The 20936-nt window shown below is 54.4% G+C and carries 17 protein-coding genes; 7 read left to right on the top strand and 10 right to left on the bottom strand.

Going from position 1 to position 20936, the window contains the following annotated elements; all coding sequences use genetic code 11:
• Positions 1 to 18: 18 nt before the first annotated feature.
• From TR2A62_RS14110 to TR2A62_RS14100, 3 genes are read right to left on the bottom strand one after another with little or no spacing between them, the layout of a single operon-like run.
• Complete coding sequence (locus TR2A62_RS14110) at positions 19 to 774, bottom strand: DeoR/GlpR family DNA-binding transcription regulator (protein WP_009160412.1); 756 nt, start codon at positions 772 to 774, stop codon at positions 19 to 21.
• Positions 774 to 1658: a LysR substrate-binding domain-containing protein gene (locus TR2A62_RS14105; RefSeq protein ID WP_009159381.1), complete on the bottom strand. Its 885-nt coding sequence runs from the start codon at positions 1656 to 1658 to the stop codon at positions 774 to 776. Before TR2A62_RS14105 ends, TR2A62_RS14110 begins: the two co-directional genes overlap by 1 nt.
• Before the next feature lie 59 nt (positions 1659 to 1717).
• Positions 1718 to 2494 carry an inositol monophosphatase family protein gene (locus tag TR2A62_RS14100; protein ID WP_009157761.1) on the bottom strand — a complete coding sequence of 259 codons (777 nt, stop codon included), beginning with the start codon at positions 2492 to 2494 and terminating at the stop codon, positions 1718 to 1720.
• A gap of 281 nt (positions 2495 to 2775) precedes the next feature.
• Here TR2A62_RS14100 and TR2A62_RS14095 point away from each other — a divergent pair, with 281 nt between their 5' ends.
• The 6 genes from TR2A62_RS14095 (at position 2776) to TR2A62_RS14070 (ending at position 10146) form a co-directional block, all read left to right on the top strand.
• Positions 2776 to 3957, top strand: coding sequence for a 2-aminoethylphosphonate--pyruvate transaminase (locus TR2A62_RS14095; protein WP_009159850.1), 1182 nt, complete (start codon positions 2776 to 2778; stop codon positions 3955 to 3957).
• Between the two features lie 17 nt (positions 3958 to 3974).
• Complete coding sequence (phnA, locus tag TR2A62_RS14090) at positions 3975 to 5219, top strand: phosphonoacetate hydrolase (RefSeq protein ID WP_009160145.1); 1245 nt, start codon at positions 3975 to 3977, stop codon at positions 5217 to 5219.
• Between the two features lie 17 nt (positions 5220 to 5236).
• Entirely contained in the window at positions 5237 to 6685 is a 1449-nt protein-coding gene (gene phnY, locus TR2A62_RS14085; RefSeq protein WP_009157314.1) for a phosphonoacetaldehyde dehydrogenase, read from the top strand.
• Between the two features lie 95 nt (positions 6686 to 6780).
• Positions 6781 to 7608 carry a DMT family transporter gene (locus tag TR2A62_RS14080; RefSeq protein ID WP_009158075.1) on the top strand — a complete coding sequence of 276 codons (828 nt, stop codon included), beginning with the start codon at positions 6781 to 6783 and terminating at the stop codon, positions 7606 to 7608.
• A gap of 88 nt (positions 7609 to 7696) precedes the next feature.
• Entirely contained in the window at positions 7697 to 8500 is an 804-nt protein-coding gene (locus TR2A62_RS14075; protein ID WP_009158888.1) for a DeoR/GlpR family DNA-binding transcription regulator, read from the top strand.
• A 38-nt stretch (positions 8501 to 8538) separates the two neighbouring features.
• Positions 8539 to 10146 carry a Na/Pi cotransporter family protein gene (locus TR2A62_RS14070; protein ID WP_223296123.1) on the top strand — a complete coding sequence of 536 codons (1608 nt, stop codon included), beginning with the start codon at positions 8539 to 8541 and terminating at the stop codon, positions 10144 to 10146.
• 26 nt (positions 10147 to 10172) lie between these two features.
• Here the strand turns inward: TR2A62_RS14070 and TR2A62_RS14065 are convergent, their stop codons facing one another.
• The 5 genes from TR2A62_RS14065 to TR2A62_RS14045 form a co-directional block, all read right to left on the bottom strand.
• The gene (locus TR2A62_RS14065) at positions 10173 to 11174 is read right to left on the bottom strand and encodes an ABC transporter ATP-binding protein (RefSeq protein ID WP_009160420.1); all 1002 of its coding nucleotides are present in this window, start codon (positions 11172 to 11174) and stop codon (positions 10173 to 10175) included.
• Positions 11175 to 11176: 2 nt separating this feature from the next.
• The gene (locus tag TR2A62_RS14060; protein WP_009158171.1) at positions 11177 to 12169 is read right to left on the bottom strand and encodes an ABC transporter ATP-binding protein; all 993 of its coding nucleotides are present in this window, start codon (positions 12167 to 12169) and stop codon (positions 11177 to 11179) included.
• Positions 12166 to 13308, bottom strand: a complete 1143-nt coding sequence (locus TR2A62_RS14055) for an ABC transporter permease (protein ID WP_009158777.1) — start codon at positions 13306 to 13308, stop codon at positions 12166 to 12168. Before TR2A62_RS14055 ends, TR2A62_RS14060 begins: the two co-directional genes overlap by 4 nt.
• Before the next feature lie 5 nt (positions 13309 to 13313).
• A complete protein-coding gene (locus TR2A62_RS14050; RefSeq protein WP_009159893.1) occupies positions 13314 to 14318 on the bottom strand; it encodes an ABC transporter permease in 1005 nt (334 codons plus the stop codon).
• Between the two features lie 77 nt (positions 14319 to 14395).
• Complete coding sequence (locus TR2A62_RS14045) at positions 14396 to 16435, bottom strand: ABC transporter substrate-binding protein (RefSeq protein ID WP_009160647.1); 2040 nt, start codon at positions 16433 to 16435, stop codon at positions 14396 to 14398.
• A gap of 419 nt (positions 16436 to 16854) precedes the next feature.
• Here TR2A62_RS14045 and TR2A62_RS14040 point away from each other — a divergent pair, with 419 nt between their 5' ends.
• Positions 16855 to 18387 carry a sulfatase-like hydrolase/transferase gene (locus TR2A62_RS14040; protein ID WP_040820800.1) on the top strand — a complete coding sequence of 511 codons (1533 nt, stop codon included), beginning with the start codon at positions 16855 to 16857 and terminating at the stop codon, positions 18385 to 18387.
• A 24-nt stretch (positions 18388 to 18411) separates the two neighbouring features.
• Here the strand turns inward: TR2A62_RS14040 and TR2A62_RS14035 are convergent, their stop codons facing one another.
• Positions 18412 to 19557, bottom strand: a complete 1146-nt coding sequence (locus tag TR2A62_RS14035) for an iron-containing alcohol dehydrogenase (protein WP_009158296.1) — start codon at positions 19555 to 19557, stop codon at positions 18412 to 18414.
• Positions 19558 to 19561: 4 nt separating this feature from the next.
• Positions 19562 to 20935 (bottom strand): aldehyde dehydrogenase family protein, encoded by a 1374-nt coding sequence (locus TR2A62_RS14030; protein ID WP_009157403.1) that lies wholly within the window; start codon positions 20933 to 20935, stop codon positions 19562 to 19564.
• Position 20936: the final 1 nt, after the last annotated feature.

The raw sequence follows: 20936 nt of genomic DNA, 5'->3' as shown, positions 1-20936 counted from the left end.
TTTGCAATGCTTGAGGTGTTAGCCCGCGATCTGGTAGGTCAGGTCGTTCTGGGTGATCGCGTTCAAAACCTCTGGATCCGGGCGTTGATCCATCACGATACAGGTGCCTTTGGGCGGCGTTGGCATGGCCACCTGCCCGACCACGCCAAACTTCGCATGATCTGCAATCACGAACCGCGTGGTGCCGTTCAATAGCATCTGCTGGCGAAAACTAACTGCCTCTTTGCTAAAGTCCGTCAACATCGTTCTAGCGGACAACCCGCCCGCGCTTATTACCGTGAAATCAACATGGTACTGGCTGATTTGTTCCGTTGTCTCGATCCCGATCGTTGCCATTTCCTGTGCGTCGACCTTACCGCCCAACATCACCAATTCACGGCAGCTGCGGGCGATCTTTTGGGCGACGGCAAAGTCATTGGTGTAGACGATCAGGTCACTGTGCTGATGCAATGCTTGCGCTACAGCGAATGTAGACGAGCCGTTATCGAGAAACAGCGATGATCCGTCCGGAATTTGCGCGGCCAAGGCACGTGCAATCCGGTTTTTCCCGTCCGCATTGATCTGGGCCCGGCTCTCCATCGGGATTTCTTGGGTTCTGATACGGGTCGCGCCACCACGAACCTGTTGGAGTTTGACCTGTTCCGCCAGATATTCGATGTCCTTTCGAACGGTTTCCCGTGACACGCCAAGGCGCGCTGTCAAAGACCGTGTCGAAACAGTGTTGTCGCGCTGGATTTGTTCCAGAATGATCGCGTGCCGTTCAGATGCCAGCATTATGTGTCCCCGGTCCTGTGTTCACCTACCTCTCGCACGGATCGCATGAACGCGCGGATCATTGGAACATCGCGGCGCATTTTCAGGATCACAAGGGTTTCGACCATCTCCAGTTCAAGTCCGGTAATCGTGATCGGCTGCAAGCGTTCATCGTGATTGTGTTCAGCCTTTGAAACAAACCCGATACCAGCGCCCGACGCCACGATTTCGCGCATCGCTTCGCGGCCATCCACCTCGATCACCGGCTTGATCAAGACATTAATTTTCTGCGCTGCGTCTTCAAGATTTGCACGGGTACGAGACCCTTTTTCCCGAAACACCAAGGGCCATTTGGGCAGGTCCTTGAATGATATCTCGGTGCGCCCGTTTGGCAGATAGTTCTTGGCAGAAATGGCGATGATCGGCGCGCGCCCGATATCAAGCCCAGCGACGTCGGATGCCGGCTGCATATTGCCAACGACACCGATTTCGGCGTCATAATTGCGCAATCTGCTTAGCACCTCTTTGGTATTGCCCGTCTTGATGGACACAAAAACCTTGGGGTTGTTCATGCGAAAGTGGCTGATTGCGTCAGTCACATGCAGCGCTGAGTCTGCAAAGATGCGCAGCAGCCCCTTCATGGCGGGGTTCGAATGATCAAGGTATTCGCCGATGCTGTCTTCAATTTCGAAGAATTGCTTGGTCATCCGAAACAGGCCTTCGCCCGCTTCTGTCAGATAGACATTGCGTTTTTCACGCCGGAACAGAAGCGTGTCATGGGCTTGTTCCAACCGTTTGACCTGATCAGACAGTGCGGGCTGCGTTTGGTTCAAACGATCCGCTGCACGCGAAAACCCACCGTGAAGGGCAACATTATGAAACGCGCGAAGTTGGGTGTATCTCATCTCAAGATGCCATCAGAAAAATCTATGGTGATCAGATAACTATAATTTCCAGCCGGAGTCTATTGTTCGACGTGCAAGAGGTCCACAAGCTGCGCGTGCAGCTGCGGCGTAGCTGCGCTGATGATCGGACCTTCGTATGTGAGGTCGGGCTTTTGTCCTGCCCATGTTGTCATGATCCCCCCTGCCCCTTCGACGACCGGACCAAGCGCCAGAAAATCATAAGGTTTCAGATCATAGTCGACCACAGCGTCCACATGCCCCGCCGCAAGCAGCGCGTGTGGATAGCAATCGTATGCAAATCGTCGCGTTTGTCCGCTTCGCATCAGTTTCGCAAAGACCGCTGGGTGGGCGTCGTAGATTTTTTCACCCTCATTCACGTAAAGGACGGCTTCCTCCAGATTGGTTTGGCTGGAGACATGAATTTCAGCGCCATTGCATGTGGCCGCAGCCCCCTTAACCCCGCAGTAGGTTTCGCCCAATGCTGGCATGCCAATAATGCCAAGTTGCGGATCGCGTGCCTCAAGATAGCTAAGAAGAAACCCGAAAAGCGGGTTGCCGGACAAAAAAGACCGCGTTCCGTCAATCGGGTCGATGACCCACAAGTGATCCTGCGTGGCCCCTTCCGTTCCGAATTCCTCACCCAGAATGCTGTGATCAGGGTGCTTTTCCAAGATGGCCGCCCGGATCTGTTTTTCGATGCTTTGATCTGCGAACGTCACGGGGCTTTGGTCTTGTTTGAACGAAATTTCGACAGGTTTGCGAAAGAACGTTCTGGCCAATTCTGCCGCTAGGCCCGCGAAATGGTGCCCGTCTTCAAGCAGTGTCGCAGAGTCCATGAGAGTCCCCTCTTTTCGGTCCACCCCTGACGAACCGCGTGTGTGTCTTCTTTTGTTTATATGTCTTTTTGTGGGATTCAAAGCCATGCAGTTGCTTTTGTGCCTTTATTGTCCGCAACGCGTACTTGTAGGGGGTACCAATTTTGCTCAGTGAGGGCTGAATGTCGGAGGGCGCTAAATTTATCAGAAAAACCTATCGAAAGATAAATATTGTGGATTTTACATATGACACGCGCTGGTTCAAATTTGGAGGTAATTGTCCGAAGCGGCGGAGCGCTCAGATGAAAAATTTTCTTATTCCGAAGCCAAAGCTAGGCGAGCCCTACCTTTTGACGCCAGGACCGCTGACTACATCTTATGAGGTGAAAGAGGCAATGCTGCGCGATTGGGGCAGCTGGGACGATGATTTTCGCGCCATGACGCGCGACATGCGCACCCGATTGCTTGCCCTGATCGGACCGGGGTCTGACGCCTATGACTGTGTGCCAATCCAAGGATCGGGGTCCTATTGCGTTGAAGCCATGTTGGGGTCGTTTGTGCCCAAAGACGGCAAGGTCTTGGTGCTGGCAAATGGCGCCTACGGCCTGCGTGCGGCCGCGACTTTGAAATGTATCGGACGGGATTATCACCTACTGGACAAGGGAGACTACCTGCCGCCGCGCGGGGATGAGGTCCGTGAAATCTTTGCTCAGGACGCGGCAATTACCCATGTCCTAATCATCCACTGCGAAACGAGTTCAGGCATTTTGAACCCCGTGCAGGAATTGGCCGATGCCGCACATGCAGCGGGTCGGAAGGTGCTGGTCGACAGCATGTCGGCTTTTGGTGCCGTCCCGCTTGAGGCTGAAACGGTGCGCTACGCGGCCATGGTGTCCTCGGCAAACAAATGCATTGAGGGCGTGCCCGGCTTTGGCTTTGTGATTGCCCGCAAAGACGAACTTGTTGCCGCCAAGGGCAACAGTCATTCCCTATCTCTAGATGTCGAGGCCCAGTGGTCCGCCATGGAGAAAACCGGACAATGGCGCTTTACCCCACCGACCCACGTGGTCGCGGCCTTTATCGAAGCGCTAAAGGCGCATGAGATAGAAGGCGGCGTTGCGGGGCGCGGTGCACGTTACCACGCCAACCGTGACACTATGGTGGGCGGAATGCGGGACCTCGGGTTTGAAACCCTGCTTGATGACCGCTGGCTGTCGCCGATTATCGTCACATTCTTTTGCCCCGCCGATCCAAAGTTTTCTTTCGATGGCTTTTATGAAGCGATGAAAGAAAAGGGCTTTATCATTTACCCTGGCAAACTCACTGTCGTCGATAGTTTCCGGATTGGATGTATCGGCCAGATGGATGAAACCGTCATGCACGCAGTGGTCAAAGCGGCCAGCGAAGCATTGACCGCTATGGGTGTCGACACCGCAGCGCCCCCCGCTGCCGCACTTGAAGAACGCAAGAAACTAGCTGCTTAAGCTTTGAAGGAACGAACATGACCATTACGACTCCCGTTGTCGCCAACGATCGCACCTATCCAGCGCCAAAAACCTGCGCCATTGCCATCTGTTTGGACGGCTGTGAACCGGAATACCTGACAAAGGCCATCGCGGATGGCCTGATGCCGACGCTCAAGCGGATGCGCGAAACAGGCACAGATCGGCTGGCACATTCTGTCATCCCGTCTTTCACCAACCCCAACAACCTTTCCATCGCGACGGGTCGCCCACCAAGCGTGCACGGCATCTGCGGCAACTTCCTGTACGAACCCGAAACAGGCGAAGAAGTGATGATGAACGATGTGCGCTTTTTGCGCGCACCAACGGTGTTCTCGAAGTTCTACGAAGCAGGTGCCCGCGTCGCCGTGGTGACAGCCAAGGACAAACTGCGCGCACTCTTGGGCGCAGGTCTGAAATTCGACGAAGACCGCGCCAAATGTTTCTCGGCTGAGCGTTCTGACACCTCAACCACCGAAGAGCATGGTCAGGCCGAGGCGAGCAAATGGCTCGGCATGGCGCAACCAGAGGTCTATTCAGCCGAACTGTCCGAATTTGTGTTCGCAGCGGGTGTAAAGCTGCTGAAAGAGTGGTCCCCCGATGTCATGTATCTGACGACCACCGACTACGTGCAGCACAAATACAGCCCCGATCAGCCAGAGGCCAAAGCGTTCTATGAAATGTTCGACAAATACCTGACCGAGCTTGATGCCATGGGCGCCGCGATTGTCGTCACCGCTGATCACGGCATGAAGCCAAAGCACGACGCAAGTGGTGATCCACAGGTGATCTATGTGCAAGATTTGCTGGACGAATGGCTTGGCGAAGCGGCGGCGCGTGTGATCCTTCCGATCACCGACCCTTACGTTGTGCACCACGGCGCCCTTGGCGGGTTTGGCACGGCGTATTTGCCCGACGGTGCGAATCGTGCCGACATCATCGCCCGCCTCGCCTCTCGTGAGGAAATTCTTGAGGTCCTGACCAAAGAAGAGGCTGTTGAACGGTTCGAGCTGCCCGCAGACCGGATTGGCGACATTGTCATGATCTCGACTGAAAACCTAACAATCGGAACGTCAGAGCACCTTCACGATCTGGCCGCTCTGAACGAGCCCCTGCGCAGCCACGGCGGCCTGACGGAACAAGAAGTGCCCTTTATCGTCAACCGCATAATCGACTTGCCAAGCAAACCTGTCTTGCGCAACTTTGATGCCTTCTTCTATGCAGCCGCAGCAGCCGCACTCTAATTCAGGGAAATAACAGTATGACAAAAACCGATATTCGGAACGAAGGAATGCGCATCGGCGGCGAGGTTGTCTTTACCGACAACGTCGTCGAAGTGCTTTACCCCTATACGGATGAGGTCGTCGGCACCGTGCCCGCCGGCACAGCCGAACATGCCCACAAAGCGTTTGAAATTGCGGCAAACTACAAATCCAAGCTGACACGCTACGAACGTAGCGAAATCCTGAAAAAAGCAGGCGTGCTGATCGGTGAAAAGCGTGAATATCTGGCCAAATGGCTGACGCTTGAGTTGGGCATCTGCCATCAGCACGCGATCTATGAAACCAAACGCGCACAGGACGTTTATGACTTTGCCGCCGCGCAGGTTCTGAACGACGACGGTGAGATTTTCTCCTGCGATCTGACCCACAACGGCAAAGCCCGCAAGATTTTCACCAAGCGCGAGCCGGTGAATGCCATTTCTGCGATCACGCCATTCAACCACCCGCTGAACATGGTCAGCCACAAAATTGCACCGTCCATCGCAACGAACAATTGCATGGTGTGCAAACCGACCGAGCTGACCCCCCTGACCTGCCTTGCCTTGGCCGATATCCTGTATGAAGCAGGCCTGCCACCGGAGATGTTTCAGGTTGTCACAGGTATGCCGCAAGACATCGGCGACGAGATGATCACCAACGAAAACATCGACATCATCACCTTTACCGGTGGCGTTCCTGTCGGCAAAATCATTGCGGCCAAAGCGGGCTACAAACGCCAAGCGCTTGAATTGGGCGGCAACGATCCGTTGATCATCTGTGACGATCTGTCTGACGCCGATCTTGAAAAGGCAGCGACCATTGCTGTGGCGGGTGCGACCGGAAACTCCGGTCAGCGCTGCACGGCGATCAAACGGATTCTGGTGCAAGAAAGCGTCGCGGACAAATTCGTGCCGCTGGTGCTGGAAAAGGCCAAGAAGATCAAGTTTGGTGATCCACAAGACCCCGCAACCGAACTGGGCTGCGTAATCCATTCACAGGCCGCCAAGGTGTTTGAAAACCGTGTGTTCGACGCTGAAAAGCATGGTGCGAAAATCCTGTATCATCCCGAACGTCGCGGCGCGCTTTTGCCGCCGATTGTTGTCGATCATGTGCCCCATGAGTGCGAATTGGTGATGGAAGAGACCTTTGGCCCGATCATCCCCATCGTGCGTGTGCCTGATGATGATGTGGCGGTTATGGAAATCTCGAACTCGACCGACTTCGGCCTGTCATCCGGTGTGTGCACCAACGATCTGAACCGCGCGATTTCTTATATCAATGGTCTGGATGTGGGCACCTGCAACATCTGGGAACAACCCGGATATCGCATCGAAACCTCGCCGTTTGGTGGCATCAAAGACAGCGGCAATGGCGTTAAGGAAGGCGTAACAGAGGCGATGAAATTCTTCACGAACGTCAAAACCTATTCGCTTCCTTGGGTCGAATAGTAACAGTACCCATGACTAATAGGCGGGGCAACTTGGCTCCGCCTTTTTTTATCGTTCAATCTAATGGCCCGATTTCATGAACAGGTAGCAGCTCAATGAGCACCGGAATCATTTCCATCGTCCTGTTCGCAGCCCTTCTTCATGCGACGTGGAATGCACTGGTTAAAGGCTCGCGGGACCGTGCGGCCTCACTGGCTTATATCTCTATGGGGCACGTCATCCCCGGAGCGATCCTGGTTGCGTTTTTGCCGATGATCGCGCCAGAGGCCTGGCCTTATATAGTTGCATCAACCGTCATTCACTGGGGTTACTACTACGCCCTGAACGTGTCCTACCGTCTGGGTGATCTTTCGTTGATCTACCCGATTGCACGTGGCCTTGCGCCGGTTCTTATTGCTTTTGGCGCCCAGTATTGGGCCTCGGAAATGTTGTCGGTTCAGGTGTGGGTCGGCATTATTGTGGTCTCGTTCGGCATTTTGATCTTAGCGTTCAAGCCAACCAACACATCCTCGCGCCCGATTGTCGCGGCGGTCATCACCTCGTTGTTCATCGCGGCCTATTCTATCGTGGACGGCATCGGAATTCGCGTATCGGGTAGCCCGGTTTCCTATATCGGCTGGCTGTTCGTCGCCGAGATTTTCGTGCCGGCCTTTGTTCTGCTTCGCTTTCCCAAACGCTTGGTCAATTTCGGGACGCGCACATCTTTGCTGGCGCTTGCGGGCGGCATCATGTCAGGGCTGGCCTATGGGCTGGTTCTTTATGCTAAAACACTGGCACCACTGGGCGTTGTGTCGGCGTTGCGCGAAACCTCTGTCATTTTTGCTGCTTTGCTCGGCGTTTTGGTGATGGGGGAACGCCCAATCAAAAAGCGGATCTTCGCGGCTGTGGTTGTTGCAATCGGCATTGTCATCCTACTGCAATAGCGCCTTAACCCACAAAAACACATATTTTCACATGATGACTCTGGACAATTCGGCCTGAAACCAGTCAAGTGTGGATAGAGGATTGTTTATGCCCCACGCCGAAAATCACGCGACACATCGGGAGGTCGAGCTTCTTGAAACGCTTAGGGCCCAAGGTGGATCAGCACGCACATCCCACCTCGCAGAGGTCCTGAACGTCAGCGAAGAAACCATCCGCAGAACCGTTAAGGCACTGGCGAAAACCGGAATGGTCCAACGTGTGCATGGTGGCGTCTATCTGTCCAACACCGAGGCGCTTGATCCAGTCGGGTCGCGGCTAAAGAAACGGACAAGGGCCAAAGGGCAAATTGCAGCGGCGGCGGCCAGCATGATCCCGAGCGGGGCGTGTGTGTTTTTGGACGTTGGAAGCACGACGGCCCATGTTGCGACTGGCCTAAAATCCCATCGCGACCTCACGGTTGTCACAAACGGGATTCACGCAGCGCAAGCCTTGGTGGACAACAACGACAATCAGGTCTTTTTGGCTGGCGGTGCGTTGCATCACGTCGAAGACGGGACCTTCGGGTCCGATACCATAGCATTTGTTGAGAAGTTCAATATCGACGTGGCCGTCATCAGCATTGACGGCTTTGATTGCGGAACCGGATTCCTGTTGTCTAGCGCGGCAGAGGCGGCCTTGGCCCGTGTCGTCGCGCAACGCGCCAAACGAGTTCTGGTCGTCACCGATGTCACCAAGTTCGGTCAATCCGCACCGCTGATTGCTTGCAAGTCCACGGATGTCACAGCGGTTCTTATCGACAAGCTACCGGGCCGAATTTTCCACCAGAAACTCATTGATTGGGAAATCGAAGTCGTTGTCGTTCCAGACTCGAAAATCGAAAAGGCCCAATGATCATTGTCTCGTTTTTGTTAGAGCTTTTCGGTGCAACGATGTTGCTTTTGTTTGCTGTTCGCATGGTTCGTACAGGTATTGAACGCGCTTTTGGTGCGGGTTTTCAACGGCAGGTGACTGCGCGCAAACATCCTATCGGCTTGGCGATCGTTGGCGTGTTTCTTGCGATTCTTCTGCAAAGTTCGGCTGCGGTGACGCTTCTTGTGTCCGGCTTCGCGGGGTCTGGCGCACTTGCGTTCACGCAATCTATGGCTGTTGTTCTTGGTGGTGATTTGGGGTCCGCGTTTCTGATTCAGATCCTGTCTTTGAAACTCAGCTGGCTTGCGCCCGCGCTTTTGACAGTCGGGGGTATCCTGTTCTTGAAGACCGAACAGAAACGACTGAAACAGGCAGGGCGGATCATCTTGGGAATTGCGCTTATCCTGATCTCATTAGGCTTTCTGCGTGACGCCATCGAACCGATCCGCGAAAGCGCATTGTTGCCCGCGATCTCTGGCTATCTAGAACGCGATTTTCTAACCGCCTTCATTGTTGGGGCTGGATTGGCGTTCATAATGCATTCTTCGGTGGCGACTATCCTGATGGTGGTCGCAATCGTCAGTGTCGGCGCCCTGCCCTTTTCGGTTGGCGTGTCGATCTTGCTTGGCGCGAACATGGGGTCCGCCTTGATCCCTGTCTGGCTGTCACGGGGGATGGACCCGCTTGCGCAACGCGTCCCGCTTGCGAACTTGATTGTTCGTGGGCTTGCCGGGGTGATGGCTTTGATGGTCATCAACCTGACATCTCTTACCGTCATTCCAACGGGCTGGAACGATGGTCAAAGCCTGATCTTGCTCCACATTGGGTTCAACTGCATGTTGCTGTTGTTCCTTCCGTTTTTGTCGACCTTGGAACGGCCCGTGTCAGTGATGCTCCCTATTCCCAAAGACATTTCCATAAGCGTTCCCACACAAAACCAGACCGTTCTAAATGACGTCGGCGAAACCAATCCGACGCTTGCCTTGGCATCGTTGCGCCACGAAGTGCTGCGCATGGCCGGTCTTTTGCGTGACATGCTGACTCCGGTTATGGGGCTTTACAAATCGTTCGACGGGGCGCTGCTGTCACACATTCAGTCGCAAGACCTTGTCGTGAACGAAGCCTTGGACATGGTGCGCAAATACGCCTCCAATATGCCCCATGATGACATGAGCAAGGACCAGCTTAAGGAAATGCGCGAGTTGATGGATTACGCCATCGCGCTTGAGGCGGCAGGTGACATCATCGTGAAACGGCTGCTGCCGTTGGCACGCGAAAAGTCCCACAAAGGTATCAAGCTTAGCAAAGTCGGATTTGCTGAGCTGCTTGCCATCAATGATCAGGTCGAAGTGAACCTAAAGACCGCGACCAATGTGCTGATCTCGTCTGATGTGATGGCCGCCCGTTTGCTGCTGGAAGAGAAAGCCGAAATGGCGAGGATGGAACGCTCTAGCCGCAAAAAGCACCTGCGCCGCTTGTCCGACGGGGACGCCGACAGTGCAAGTTCCAGCGACATCCACTTGGAAACGGCCTATACGCTCAAGGAGTTCAATTCTTGGATCATCAGCGTCGCCCACCCGATCTTGGTGCGTGAAGGGCAGCTGCTGACGACCCGTTTGGTTGAATAGGCGTCAGGCCTAGCTTGGATCAAAGATCAAAGCGCTGCAGTTTCCAACAGTTCTTTCCAGCGGTGGCACGACACGGCATGTCCCTCATCACAGGTTTCCAGCGTCGGGACGTCACTTTTGCAGATGTCGGCCGCGTGTGGGCAGCGCGTATGGAATGTGCACCCCGACGGCTGGTTGGTCGGTGATGGAATTTCACCTTTCAAACGCTGGGCGGAATCCTCTGCATCCGGGTCCAGCGACGGGATCGCGGAAAACAACGCTTTGGTATAGGGGTGGCGGGTATTATTGAACAAATCCTTGGTCGGGGCGCTTTCGACAATGCGCCCCAGATACATCACCGCAACGTGGTCGCAGGTATGGGCGACGACAGACAGGTCATGGCTGATGAACAGGAACGTTAGCCCCATGTCGACCTGAATGGATTTGAGCAGGTTCAAAACATCGGCTTGAATAGACACGTCCAACGCGGCGACGCTTTCGTCAGCGACAATAAACTGCGGCTTTGACACCAACGCCCGCGCGATGGAAATACGCTGCCGTTGACCGCCAGAAAACGCATGGGGAAAGCGGCGCAGGTGTTCCAAGTTCAAACGACACTTCGCTGCGATCTCACGCACGATCTTATCGGTTTCTTCGCGCCCGGACGTCAGGCCCATGACCTCAAGCGGTTCTGCAATGATATCACGCACCGTCATGCGCGGCGACAAGGCGGCGTATGGATCCTGAAAGATAAGCTGTGCCCGTTTGCGGTAATCCTTAAGCTCCGCAGGCGTCATTTCTTCGAGATTATAGCGGACTTCGCCGTCGTCATAGACCGCGCCGCCTCTGGCGATTTTCGTGGCATTCAGCAAGGCACGCCCCAAAGTGGTCTTGCCTGACCCGCTTTCACCGACGACGCCAAAAAACGACCCCTTGGGGATATCAATGGATATTCCATCGACAGCCTTTAGAATTTTGGGTTTAAAAAACCCGCCACTGATATTGAATTCGACGGCCAGGTTTTTTGTGGAAATAAGACTGTCAGTCATCCCTAGGCCTCCGTTGCATAAAGATGGCAGGCCACATCGTGATCTGGATTTGTTTCGCGCCACTCAGGGACATCTGTATTGCAGGTTTCACCGAAAACCTTTCCGCATCGGGTGTTGAACACACACCCTGAAGGCCGCTCAAGCGGTGATGGAATATCTCCGGGGATGGGGACCAATGGGGATTCAAGGTCATCCATTTTAGGCAAAGCGTCCAGCAACCCTTGGGTATAGGGGTGTGCGGGGTTGCGAATGACATCACGCACCGGACCTTTTTCAATCATCCGGCCCAGATACATAACCGCAACTTTATCTGCAGTCTGCGCAATCACGCCAAGATCATGGGTGATAAAGATGATCCCCATCATGAATTCGGTCACCAGTTCGCGCATCAAATCAATGACCTGCGCTTGAATTGTAACATCCAGCGCGGTTGTAGGCTCATCCGCGATCAGAAGTTTCGGCTTGGTCGACAGCGCCATCGCAATCATCGCGCGCTGTCGCATACCGCCTGACAGTTCAAACGCGTATTGGTCGAACCGGGCGGAGGCATCCGAAATGCCGACACGGTCCAGCATTTCAATCGACAATTCCTTGCACTGCTTTTTTGACATGTCAGTGTGCAGCAACAGTTGCTCGACCATCTGTTTCCCGATAGAAATCGCCGGAGCGAAACTTGCCATCGGTTCCTGAAAAATCATCGAAATCGCGCCGCCACGGACAACATTGCGCTGCCTCTGGGTCGTGAGTTTGAGCACGTCCAGCGACACATCTTCGGTGTTCAACAGGATCTTGCTTTCAGGCGCATAAACCGCGTTTCTGGCATTCAGATACATCAATGACTTTGCCGTCACTGATTTGCCTGATCCGCTTTCCCCGACCAGCCCCATGACTTCGCCGGGCATCACGGTGAAACTAACATCATCAACTGCGGTGATCCGACCCTCGTCAGTGTCAAATTGCAAGGTCAGATTCTGGACATCTATCAGTGGCTTCATTTCTTGGAATCCGAATAAGGGTCAGCAGCGTCTCGCAGGCCATCGCCGACGAACACAAAGGCCATGACAAGTGCGACAAAGAAAAGAACCGGTATAAAGTACCATTGGTAATTCAGCAGAACGTCCGCTTTGGTCACGTTTTGCAGCATGACGCCCAATGAATTTACAGGATCCTTGAGCCCCAACCCGATAAAACTAAGGCCGGTTTCTGTCAGCACCATGTAAGGGAACGAGATAACCAGATCGACGATGATGTAGCTGGTGAAGCTGGGCAAAAGGTGACGACGGATGATGTGGGGCGATGATGCGCCGCACAGTTGGGCCGCCAGCACATATTCCTGATTTCGTTCGGTTAACAGATGGGTCCGCACACGGCGCGCCAAGGTCGGCCAACCGATCAGCCCCAGAATAATCGCGATCATGAAAAACCTCTGTTCAGAGGTCCACTCCGTCGGCACAAAGGCCGCGACGGACATGACCAGCGGGATCGCAGGGATCGTGCGCACCGCATCCGTTACCATCTGGATGACGCTGTCTAATCTGCCCCCGTAATAGCCGGACACCCCTCCAATGATCAGGGCCAGCACAAAGGATATCAAAACCCCGAGCGACCCGATTTGAAGCGACGTAAAGATCGCATGTAATGTTCGCGAAAAGATATCCTTGCCGGCGCTGTCGGTGCCAAACAGGTGGATCATCTTTTCGTCTTCCTGCATGCCAAAAAGATGTGTGTCCATCGGGATGAAGCCGAACAGGTCATACTCTGACCCTTCAACAAAGAACGCGACATAGTGGCGGATGTCTTCGTTGGGTTCTTCGACCCAGCGGAAATTGGTCTCTGCGGACCTTGTGCGTTCAACCCCGTGGATGAAGGGGCGCAAGGAACAACCGTTCTTATCGCAGAATTCCGGGATTTGCGGCGCACCGTTCAGATAGTCCCGATCCCGCCCCGCAATCGTCGGATCATAGGGCGAGAGCGCAGGCGCGAGAATACCAATAACAATGATGAAGATAAGGACACCGGCCGCGATCATAGCCGCACGCTGTTTCTTGAACCGCGCCCAGATCAGCTGGCTTTGGGAAGCCGTGAAATAGGACTCTTTGTCCTGCTGTTGGCTTTTGATGGTTTTCGTATTCATCCCAGCTACCTCACGATGCTCTTGCGGATCCGTGGATCCATGATGGCAAGAAGAATGTCCGTCAGAAAGTTCAGCGTGACGATGGAGGCCGTCAGCAAGAAGATGATCGCGCCCGCAAGCTGCTGGTCATTGGATTTTGCCAATGCATCAATCAAAAGCGATCCTGCCTCGGACAACGTCAGGATAAGCGCGACGATTGGCAGCTCATTGAACACTCGGTTCAAATCAAAGCCCAGTGAATTCACGATCGGCGCCAACGCATGCCGCGCTGGATAGCGCCACAACAACTTGCGCCCGTACAACCCACGCGCTTTGGCGGCTGTGACGTAAAGCTTGCCGATTTCATCGGACATCAGCGCCCGCACCGTCTGCAAGGCAAATGCCGTCGCCGACCAGCCAAGGATCAAAATGGGCAGCCATGCGTGTTTGAGAAGATCAACGAACTTGGCCCATGACCAGTCTGCATCCCGATATTCTGGCGAAAACAGCCCCGTCAGGGTTTCGCCGAAATAGACGGTTGCGACCAACATGATCATAAGCGCCAGCAAGAAATTTGGCATCGCCAGACCCAAGTAGCTGACAATCCGAAGGCTGTTGTTCAACAGCGCATTGCGGGAAGACGCGGCAATAATGCCAACCGGAATCGCAATAGAGTAGGCAAGGAAAAGCGAAGAAATGGCAATCGCCAGGGAGATCCAGAATTTCGTGCCCAGAAGGTCCGCGATATTAACGCGAAGAATACAGCTGTCGCCAAAATCGCCCTGGAAGGCGCCCATGACCCAGGTGCTCCAGCGGGTAGTGAATGGGCGGTCTAGCCCGAGGCGAACTCGTTCGCTTTCAATATCCGCAGTCGAGATCGCGATCCCCTGCGTCTGTTTGTAAGAGAGATACCGCTCGGCACAATCACCTGGAACCAGTTCCATCAGTGAGAAGACGACGAATGAAACGATTAACAGCGTGACAAATGCCATTGCTGCGCGCATCAACGCAAATCGTCCAAATTGCAGCATGCCTTGACCCTTCAATCGTCGTTCTTAATTGGTAGAAATTCACAGGCGGACCATGGTCCGCCTGTGAAGATGTTAGATTACTCGGACAACCACCACTGTGTCGGGTTGTACGGGTAGGCCCGGTAGAAGTCATAGCTCGTGGTCTTGAACTGGATGACGTTCTGCAGGTCATTGGAATAGTAGGTCGGTGAGGATGATTTCACCGTGCCAATGAACAACAGATTGGATGTGATGGCTTCGATCAGGCCATTGGCCGCCGCTGCCTGTTCATCAGACCCCGGTGCAGAGACCTGCATCGCATTCACATCATCAATCATGCCCATGACATATGCGGGTGGCTCAACACCGTTTGCACCGTCACTGTCGATCCACTCGGCCCACAACATGCCGTTACGCGCGTTAAAGTAGGTCGAGAATGGTGGGACGTGCAGTTCGTTTGACCCCATCGCAACACCCAAAGGCGCACCTTGTGACCAAGACATCAGATCAAGCTGGTTTGCAGATTGTGCTGAACGGTACTCGTCCGGCGTCACTTCTTTGATCACCGAAGCAACACCAACGTCTGCCCAGTTCTGGCCCGCGATTTCGATCAGCTGCGCAGAAAGTTCCTGCGTCGAGAACTGAATGTTGAGCACGAACGGATCGCCATTTGGCAAATCGCGTTTGCCGTCACCGTCAGCATCGACCAGACCCATCTCATCCAAAAGCGCATTTGCACGATCTACGTCATATGCAATCTCATGGCTTTCCCAGGCTGGATCCGCAAACTCAGGATATGGTGAGAACGTTGTGTATTGGGTCGGTGTCCCGAGATCAAAGAACACAACTTCGTTGATTTCATCACGGTTCATCGCAACAGACATGGCGGTGCGGAAACGCAGATCGCCAAAGATCTCACGCTTGGCGAGGTCTTCTGATGTTACGTTAAACGCCAGCACCGGGAAGGAAATGCCCGGGTTTACGTCGACCGAGTAATTACCGCTTTCTGCGCTGTCCAACAGCACTGGCAGCATGTCCAGTGTGACAGACTGGGATTTGTAGGTTACGCCACCATTGATCAACGTCAGCGTGCGAACTTCTGTGTCTGGCACATAACGCTCGTCTTGCTCGTTGATATATGGCAACTGGTTACCCGCTGTGTCCACTTGGTGGAAATACGGGTTTGCGACCAGATGACGGCCTTCGGTGTTTTCGGCAACAATGATGTGGCTTTCCAACGTCGGCATGGTGTCAGCTGGCAGATTGCCAACTTCGTTTGGACGAATGAACATCATCGTCGGCGTATCTGTCCAGTCAGAGCTACCGAAATAGGCCTTGACGACTTCATAGCCATTTTCAAAACCAGCGGCCTGCGCAAGTGCGTCGGCATCCGGGTTGATTTCAGGGTGATACTGGCCAAGGAAATGAACCGGCTGGAATGGCTGGATAAAGCTGGACGTAAAGGTTTCAATCAAACCGGGCTTTGGCGCGGCAAGATCAAACACAACGGTCTGTGCATCCGGTGCCGTTACCGTCATCGGCTCACCACCGGCAAGCGCATAGTCTTTGGCGTTCTCGATGACATTGGAATCCATCATCAAGTTGTCATACCAGAATACGACGTCGGCGGATGTAAAGTCAGCACCATCAGACCATTTGTGGCCACGGCGCAGCGTCACGGTAAGTTGGGTGAAATCATCGTTCCAGGCCCAGTCTTTGGCGACATTGGGGACGATTGTTTCCAGGTCCGTTGAATAGCGGAACAATGTCGTATGGCGAACCGACAAGAAATCCGATGTGCCGGACTCTGTTGCGTTCGAAAGCGCGTTAAACGTGCCACCGTATTCGCCGATCGACGCGAACGGGACAATCACCAAAGGCTCATCAGGAAGGCGATCAGCAACAGGCGGCAAATCGGCGTTGCCGCGGATCTCGCTGTTCAACGCCGCGATCGATGGGTTCTCGGAAAAGCCCATTTCGCAGGACGCCGCATCTTGAAGCGCAACAAGCTCAAATTGGTTCGGATACGCACCGGCACCAATGCCTTGCATGTCTTCAGCCGTAATGGCGGGGCAATCGGCAAGCGCAAGGGTTGGTAAGACCGCGCTCATGACGCCGGTTAAAATTAACTTTTTCATGTGACCTCCTGTCAGTTTCTTTGTGTGTCAAAGGGAAGCTTTTAGATGGCACAACATGTCCCAAACTAGGTTGTCAAAATCCCCTGACCGGATTCTGTGCAAAGCCGAAGCGCCGCGAATCCGTCTTACATCTTGAATACTACACTCACATGACACTTTTTTTCCCTCCTATGACGCAAGAGAGGACATGGAATATAGCATTAACAGGTTCACGAAAGCACATAAGCGGTCAAATGCAAACAGAAATGAGGGGTTATTTGTGATTTTGTGTGAAATGAGTTTGCGAGGCCAATTTTTGTCGGGTAGGGGATTTTCAGACTCCCCCCGTTTTTGCCTAGAAAAAAGGAAAAATAAGGCGGGTCATGGCGCTCAAAGGTGCTATGAAATCGACTGGACTATCAAATCTCAGAAGGTGTCGCATGGCCCAGCAACGCAATATTTTGTTCATCACGATTGACCAGCTTCGCGCGGACTGTCTGATTGGCGGCCTCGCTGAGCATGTGGATATGCCCAACATGCGGGCCTTCATGGCCGAAGGCGTCGCATTCGAGCGCAATTTTTCCGTGGCGAACCCCTGTGGCCCGTCGCGGGCGTCCATGTTGACCGCCCAATACGGGATGAACCACAGATCCGTTCGAAATGGCACGCCCCTTCGCCATGATACACCCAGCATCGCAACCGAGATGCGCAAGGCAGGCTACGTGCCGATGTTGTTTGGCTACACGGACACGAGCCAAGACCCCCGTGTTTTTGACAAAAACGACCCCGCAGTGAAATCCTATGAATACCCGATGCCCGGCTTTCATGAGGTGACAGAGATGCGTCTGGAAACATCGTTTCCTTGGCGATCACACCTTAAGAAGAAGGGCTATGAGTTTGAGAGCTATTGGGATGTCTACAAACCGGTCGCAGCAAATGGCGGCGCGCCAAAGCTCAATGATCCGGCCCTATATGCAGCGCAAGATAGCGACACCGCATTCCTGACCGATAGCTTTCTCGACAACATGCGCGGCTATGCAGACCAAGACTGGTTCGCCCACCTGACCTACATCAGACCGCACCCACCACTGGTCGCCCCCGCGCCCTACAACGACATGTATGACCCAGCAAAGTTACCATTGCCCACACGTGATGAAAGTCTGGCAGATGAAATGGTCAAGCATCCGTTCTTGGATGCCGTCGATCCATCGCTTGCGATCGCGGGCACGGTTCTGGGCTTTGATTACGTCGCCCCGACGGATGAGAATATTCAAGCGCTGCGGTCTGTCTATCTTGGCCTCGCAACAGAGGTGGATCATCACATCGGGCGGGTTATTCAGTTTCTGAAAGACACGGATCAATACGACACCACCTTGGTCGTCATCACCGCAGATCACGGTGAGCTGTTGGGGGACAATTTCGGCTGGGGTAAACTGAGCGTCTATGACGCGGCTTTCCAAACGCCCCTGATGATCCGCATGCCGGGGCTGACAAACGCGGGCACGCGTATCGGCGATTTTACGGAATCCATTGACGTGACCCCGACGATTCTTGACTGGATCGGGGTGGATATTCCGAATTCCATGGATGGCCGATCCCTGCTGCCGATCCTGAACGGGGCAACGCCAGACGATTGGCGCAGCTATAGTTTTTCAGAACTGGATTTCGGCAACAGCGGTGCGCCGACGGCGAGACAGCAGGCGCTTGGCACGACGGCAAGCACATCATGTTTTTGCATCCTGCGCGATGAGCGTTTCAATCTTGTAGAATTCGCCGCCGACCTGCCGCCCCTTCTGTTTGACCGACAGGGCGACGGTGACACCGTAAACGTGGCCGACAAGCCTGAGTATGCCCAAGACATGATGCGGCTCACGCGGCAGATGCTCCGCCATCGGATGCGCAACGCAGATCACACGCTTTCGATGTACGAAATCACCGCCGATGGGCCAAAGCTGTCCAAACGACGCCGCTGAGCGCAACGCCCCAAGGGCCGGACCTTAGACGATCGCAAGCAAAAGCTCGGTGGTGTTCTCTTTCGTCATCTCAATTGGATTGCCGCCTGTGCTTGGATCATTAAGCGCGCCCGCAACGATGCGGCCAATGTCAGGGTCTGCGATGCCAAGCTCCGTTAGGGTCTTATGGATACCAAGCGATGCGTTCAGGTCATCAACATAGGCGCAAAACCCGTCAAACCCACCCGCAATACCTAGGTAGTTAGCCGCATCCGCGATCAGATGTTTGATGGCGGGCTTGTTGAATTGCAAAACGGCAGGCATGCAGACTGCGTTCGTTGTGCCGTGATGTGTGTGATAAATTGCGCCAATCGGATGGGACAGCGCGTGGATCGCCCCAAGCCCCTTTTGAAACCCGGTCGCGCCCATGATGGCCGCAGACATCATATGCGCGCGCGCTTCGATATCCGTGCCGTCCGCAAATGCGCGCGGCAAGTATTCTTTGACCAACCGCATACCCTCAAGCGACATGCCCTGCGACATCGGGTGATAGTGAGGTGAACAGAACGCCTCGACGCAATGCGCAAAAGCATCAAGGCCCGTGCCAGCCGTGATGAAGCCAGGCATTCCAACCGTCAATTCAGGATCACAAATCACCACAGCGGGTAGGAACTTGGGATGGAAAATGATCTTTTTCTGCTCGGTTTCAGAATTTGTAATGACCGAGGCACGACCCACTTCAGACCCGGTCCCAGCTGTTGTTGGCACTGCAACAATCGGTGCAATGGCATCCGCATCTGCACGGGTCCACCAATCACCGACATCCTCAAAGTCCCAAAGGGGGCGGGTTTGGCCCGCCAAAAACGCAACCAATTTGCCAAGATCAAGACCAGAGCCGCCGCCAAAGGCGACAACACCGTCGTGGCCGCCAGCATTATAGGCATTCACGCCTGCTTCTGCGTTCTTCTCGTTGGGGTTTGGATCGACGTCGGAAAACATCGCACGGCCAAGGCCCGCCGCCTCAAGTAGGTCCAGCGTCTTGGTCGTTATGTCCATACTGGCAAGACCGCGGTCCGTGATCAACAATGGCTTCGTGATGCCAGCAGCGGCGCAAGCATCTGCGATTTCAGAAATGCGACCAGCGCCGAAACGGATCGAGGTCGGATAGGACCAGTTGGCTGTTATGGACATGGTTTCAGGCTTTCTTCAGGTGGTAGGATTTGGGGCGTGTAAGGTTGTGATAACCGATGACCGACAGACCGCCGCCGCGTCCGGTGTCTTTGCAGCCGGTCCAACACAGGGCCGGATCAAGATAGTCGGCGCGGTTCATGAACACGGTGCCAGTTTCGATCTGGTCGGCAATGGCTTCTGCGCGCGCCGTGTCTTGTGTCCACAGCGATGCGGTAAGGCCAAAATCGCTGTCATTCATCAATGCAACCGCTTCGGCGTCGTTTTTGACAGGCATGATCCCAACCACAGGCCCGAAACTTTCTTCGCGCATGACCCGCATGTCATGGGTCACGTTTGTCAGGATTTGCGGCATCAGATACGCACCGTTGTCCTGCGGAAAACCCGAAGGGTCAATCTGCGCAGTTGCTCCATCTGCGATCGCCTTGGCGGTTTGCGCGCGTACTTCATCGGCAAACCGCACATGCGCCATGGGGCCAAGGGTCGTTTCAGGGTCCAACGGGTTGCCAAGCGTGTAGTCACTTACGATTGCCACAGCTTTTTCTACGAAGGCGTCAAAGAGGCTCTCATGGACGTAAATCCGTTCGATCCCACAACAACACTGTCCCGAATTAAACATCGCACCATCAATTAGCGTATCAACCGCTGCATCCAGATTTGCGTCTTCCATGACATAGCCCGGATCTTTTCCGCCCAGCTCCAGTCCGATGCCTGTGAACGTACCTGATGCGGCCGCCTCCATCGCTTTGCCGCCGCCTACTGATCCTGTGAAGTTCACAAAACCAAAGGCGCGCTCTGCGATCAGCGCCGATGTGGTCGCATGATCCAGAAAGACATTTTGGAACACGTCCTCTGGGATGCCGGCAGAATGGAACGCTGCGGCCATCCGCTCGCCTACCAAAGGTGTCTGCGACGCATGTTTCAACATCACTGCGTTGCCCGCGATTAGGGCTGGGGCGACAGTATTGATTGCGGTCATATAGGGGTAATTCCACGGGGCCACGACCAGCACGACACCATGTGGCACGCGTTTGATGACACGGCGAAACGCGTCGCTGTCTTCAACCACGATTGGGGCCAATGCCTCTTCGGCGATGTCGGCCATATAGCTCGCGCGCTCATTAAAGCCGCCGAATTCTCCGCCGTATCTAACAGGTCGGCCCATTTGCCATGCGATTTCGGTCACGATGTCATCGTTCATTGCACCAACAGCGGCAACGCCCGCTTGGACCAGTGCAATCCGCTCGGACAATGGACGCGCAGCCCAATCTGTCTGCGCAGTCTTTGCGCGCGCAACAGCGGCGTCAGCAGCTTCGCGCGCCAAGGTTTCGCGGACCGCGTAAACAGACCCGTCGATGGGTGAAATACAGGTGACAGTCATA

The sequence above is a fragment of the Thalassobium sp. R2A62 genome (assembly GCF_000161835.1).
GTDB lineage: Bacteria > Pseudomonadota > Alphaproteobacteria > Rhodobacterales > Rhodobacteraceae > Thalassobium.
This window is presented reverse-complemented; position numbering and strand designations above follow the sequence as displayed.

Bases quoted from the DNA above. Each gene is read 5' to 3' on its own strand.
- TR2A62_RS14095 (WP_009159850.1), top strand. From the start codon at position 2,776: ATGAAAAATTTTCTTATTCCGAAGCCAAAGCTAGGCGAGCCCTACCTT.
- TR2A62_RS14110 (WP_009160412.1), bottom strand. From the start codon at position 774: ATGCTGGCATCTGAACGGCACGCGATCATTCTGGAACAAATCCAGCGC.
- TR2A62_RS14105 (WP_009159381.1), bottom strand. From the start codon at position 1,658: ATGAGATACACCCAACTTCGCGCGTTTCATAATGTTGCCCTTCACGGT.
- TR2A62_RS14060 (WP_009158171.1), bottom strand. From the start codon at position 12,169: ATGAAGCCACTGATAGATGTCCAGAATCTGACCTTGCAATTTGACACT.
- TR2A62_RS14065 (WP_009160420.1), bottom strand. From the start codon at position 11,174: ATGACTGACAGTCTTATTTCCACAAAAAACCTGGCCGTCGAATTCAAT.
- TR2A62_RS14070 (WP_223296123.1), top strand. From the start codon at position 8,539: ATGTTGCTTTTGTTTGCTGTTCGCATGGTTCGTACAGGTATTGAACGC.
- TR2A62_RS14075 (WP_009158888.1), top strand. From the start codon at position 7,697: ATGCCCCACGCCGAAAATCACGCGACACATCGGGAGGTCGAGCTTCTT.
- TR2A62_RS14050 (WP_009159893.1), bottom strand. From the start codon at position 14,318: ATGCTGCAATTTGGACGATTTGCGTTGATGCGCGCAGCAATGGCATTT.
- TR2A62_RS14030 (WP_009157403.1), bottom strand. From the start codon at position 20,935: ATGACTGTCACCTGTATTTCACCCATCGACGGGTCTGTTTACGCGGTC.
- phnY (WP_009157314.1), top strand. From the start codon at position 5,237: ATGACAAAAACCGATATTCGGAACGAAGGAATGCGCATCGGCGGCGAG.
- phnA (WP_009160145.1), top strand. From the start codon at position 3,975: ATGACCATTACGACTCCCGTTGTCGCCAACGATCGCACCTATCCAGCG.
- TR2A62_RS14055 (WP_009158777.1), bottom strand. From the start codon at position 13,308: ATGAATACGAAAACCATCAAAAGCCAACAGCAGGACAAAGAGTCCTAT.
- TR2A62_RS14080 (WP_009158075.1), top strand. From the start codon at position 6,781: ATGAGCACCGGAATCATTTCCATCGTCCTGTTCGCAGCCCTTCTTCAT.
- TR2A62_RS14045 (WP_009160647.1), bottom strand. From the start codon at position 16,435: ATGAAAAAGTTAATTTTAACCGGCGTCATGAGCGCGGTCTTACCAACC.
- TR2A62_RS14100 (WP_009157761.1), bottom strand. From the start codon at position 2,494: ATGGACTCTGCGACACTGCTTGAAGACGGGCACCATTTCGCGGGCCTA.
- TR2A62_RS14035 (WP_009158296.1), bottom strand. From the start codon at position 19,557: ATGTCCATAACAGCCAACTGGTCCTATCCGACCTCGATCCGTTTCGGC.
- TR2A62_RS14040 (WP_040820800.1), top strand. From the start codon at position 16,855: ATGGCCCAGCAACGCAATATTTTGTTCATCACGATTGACCAGCTTCGC.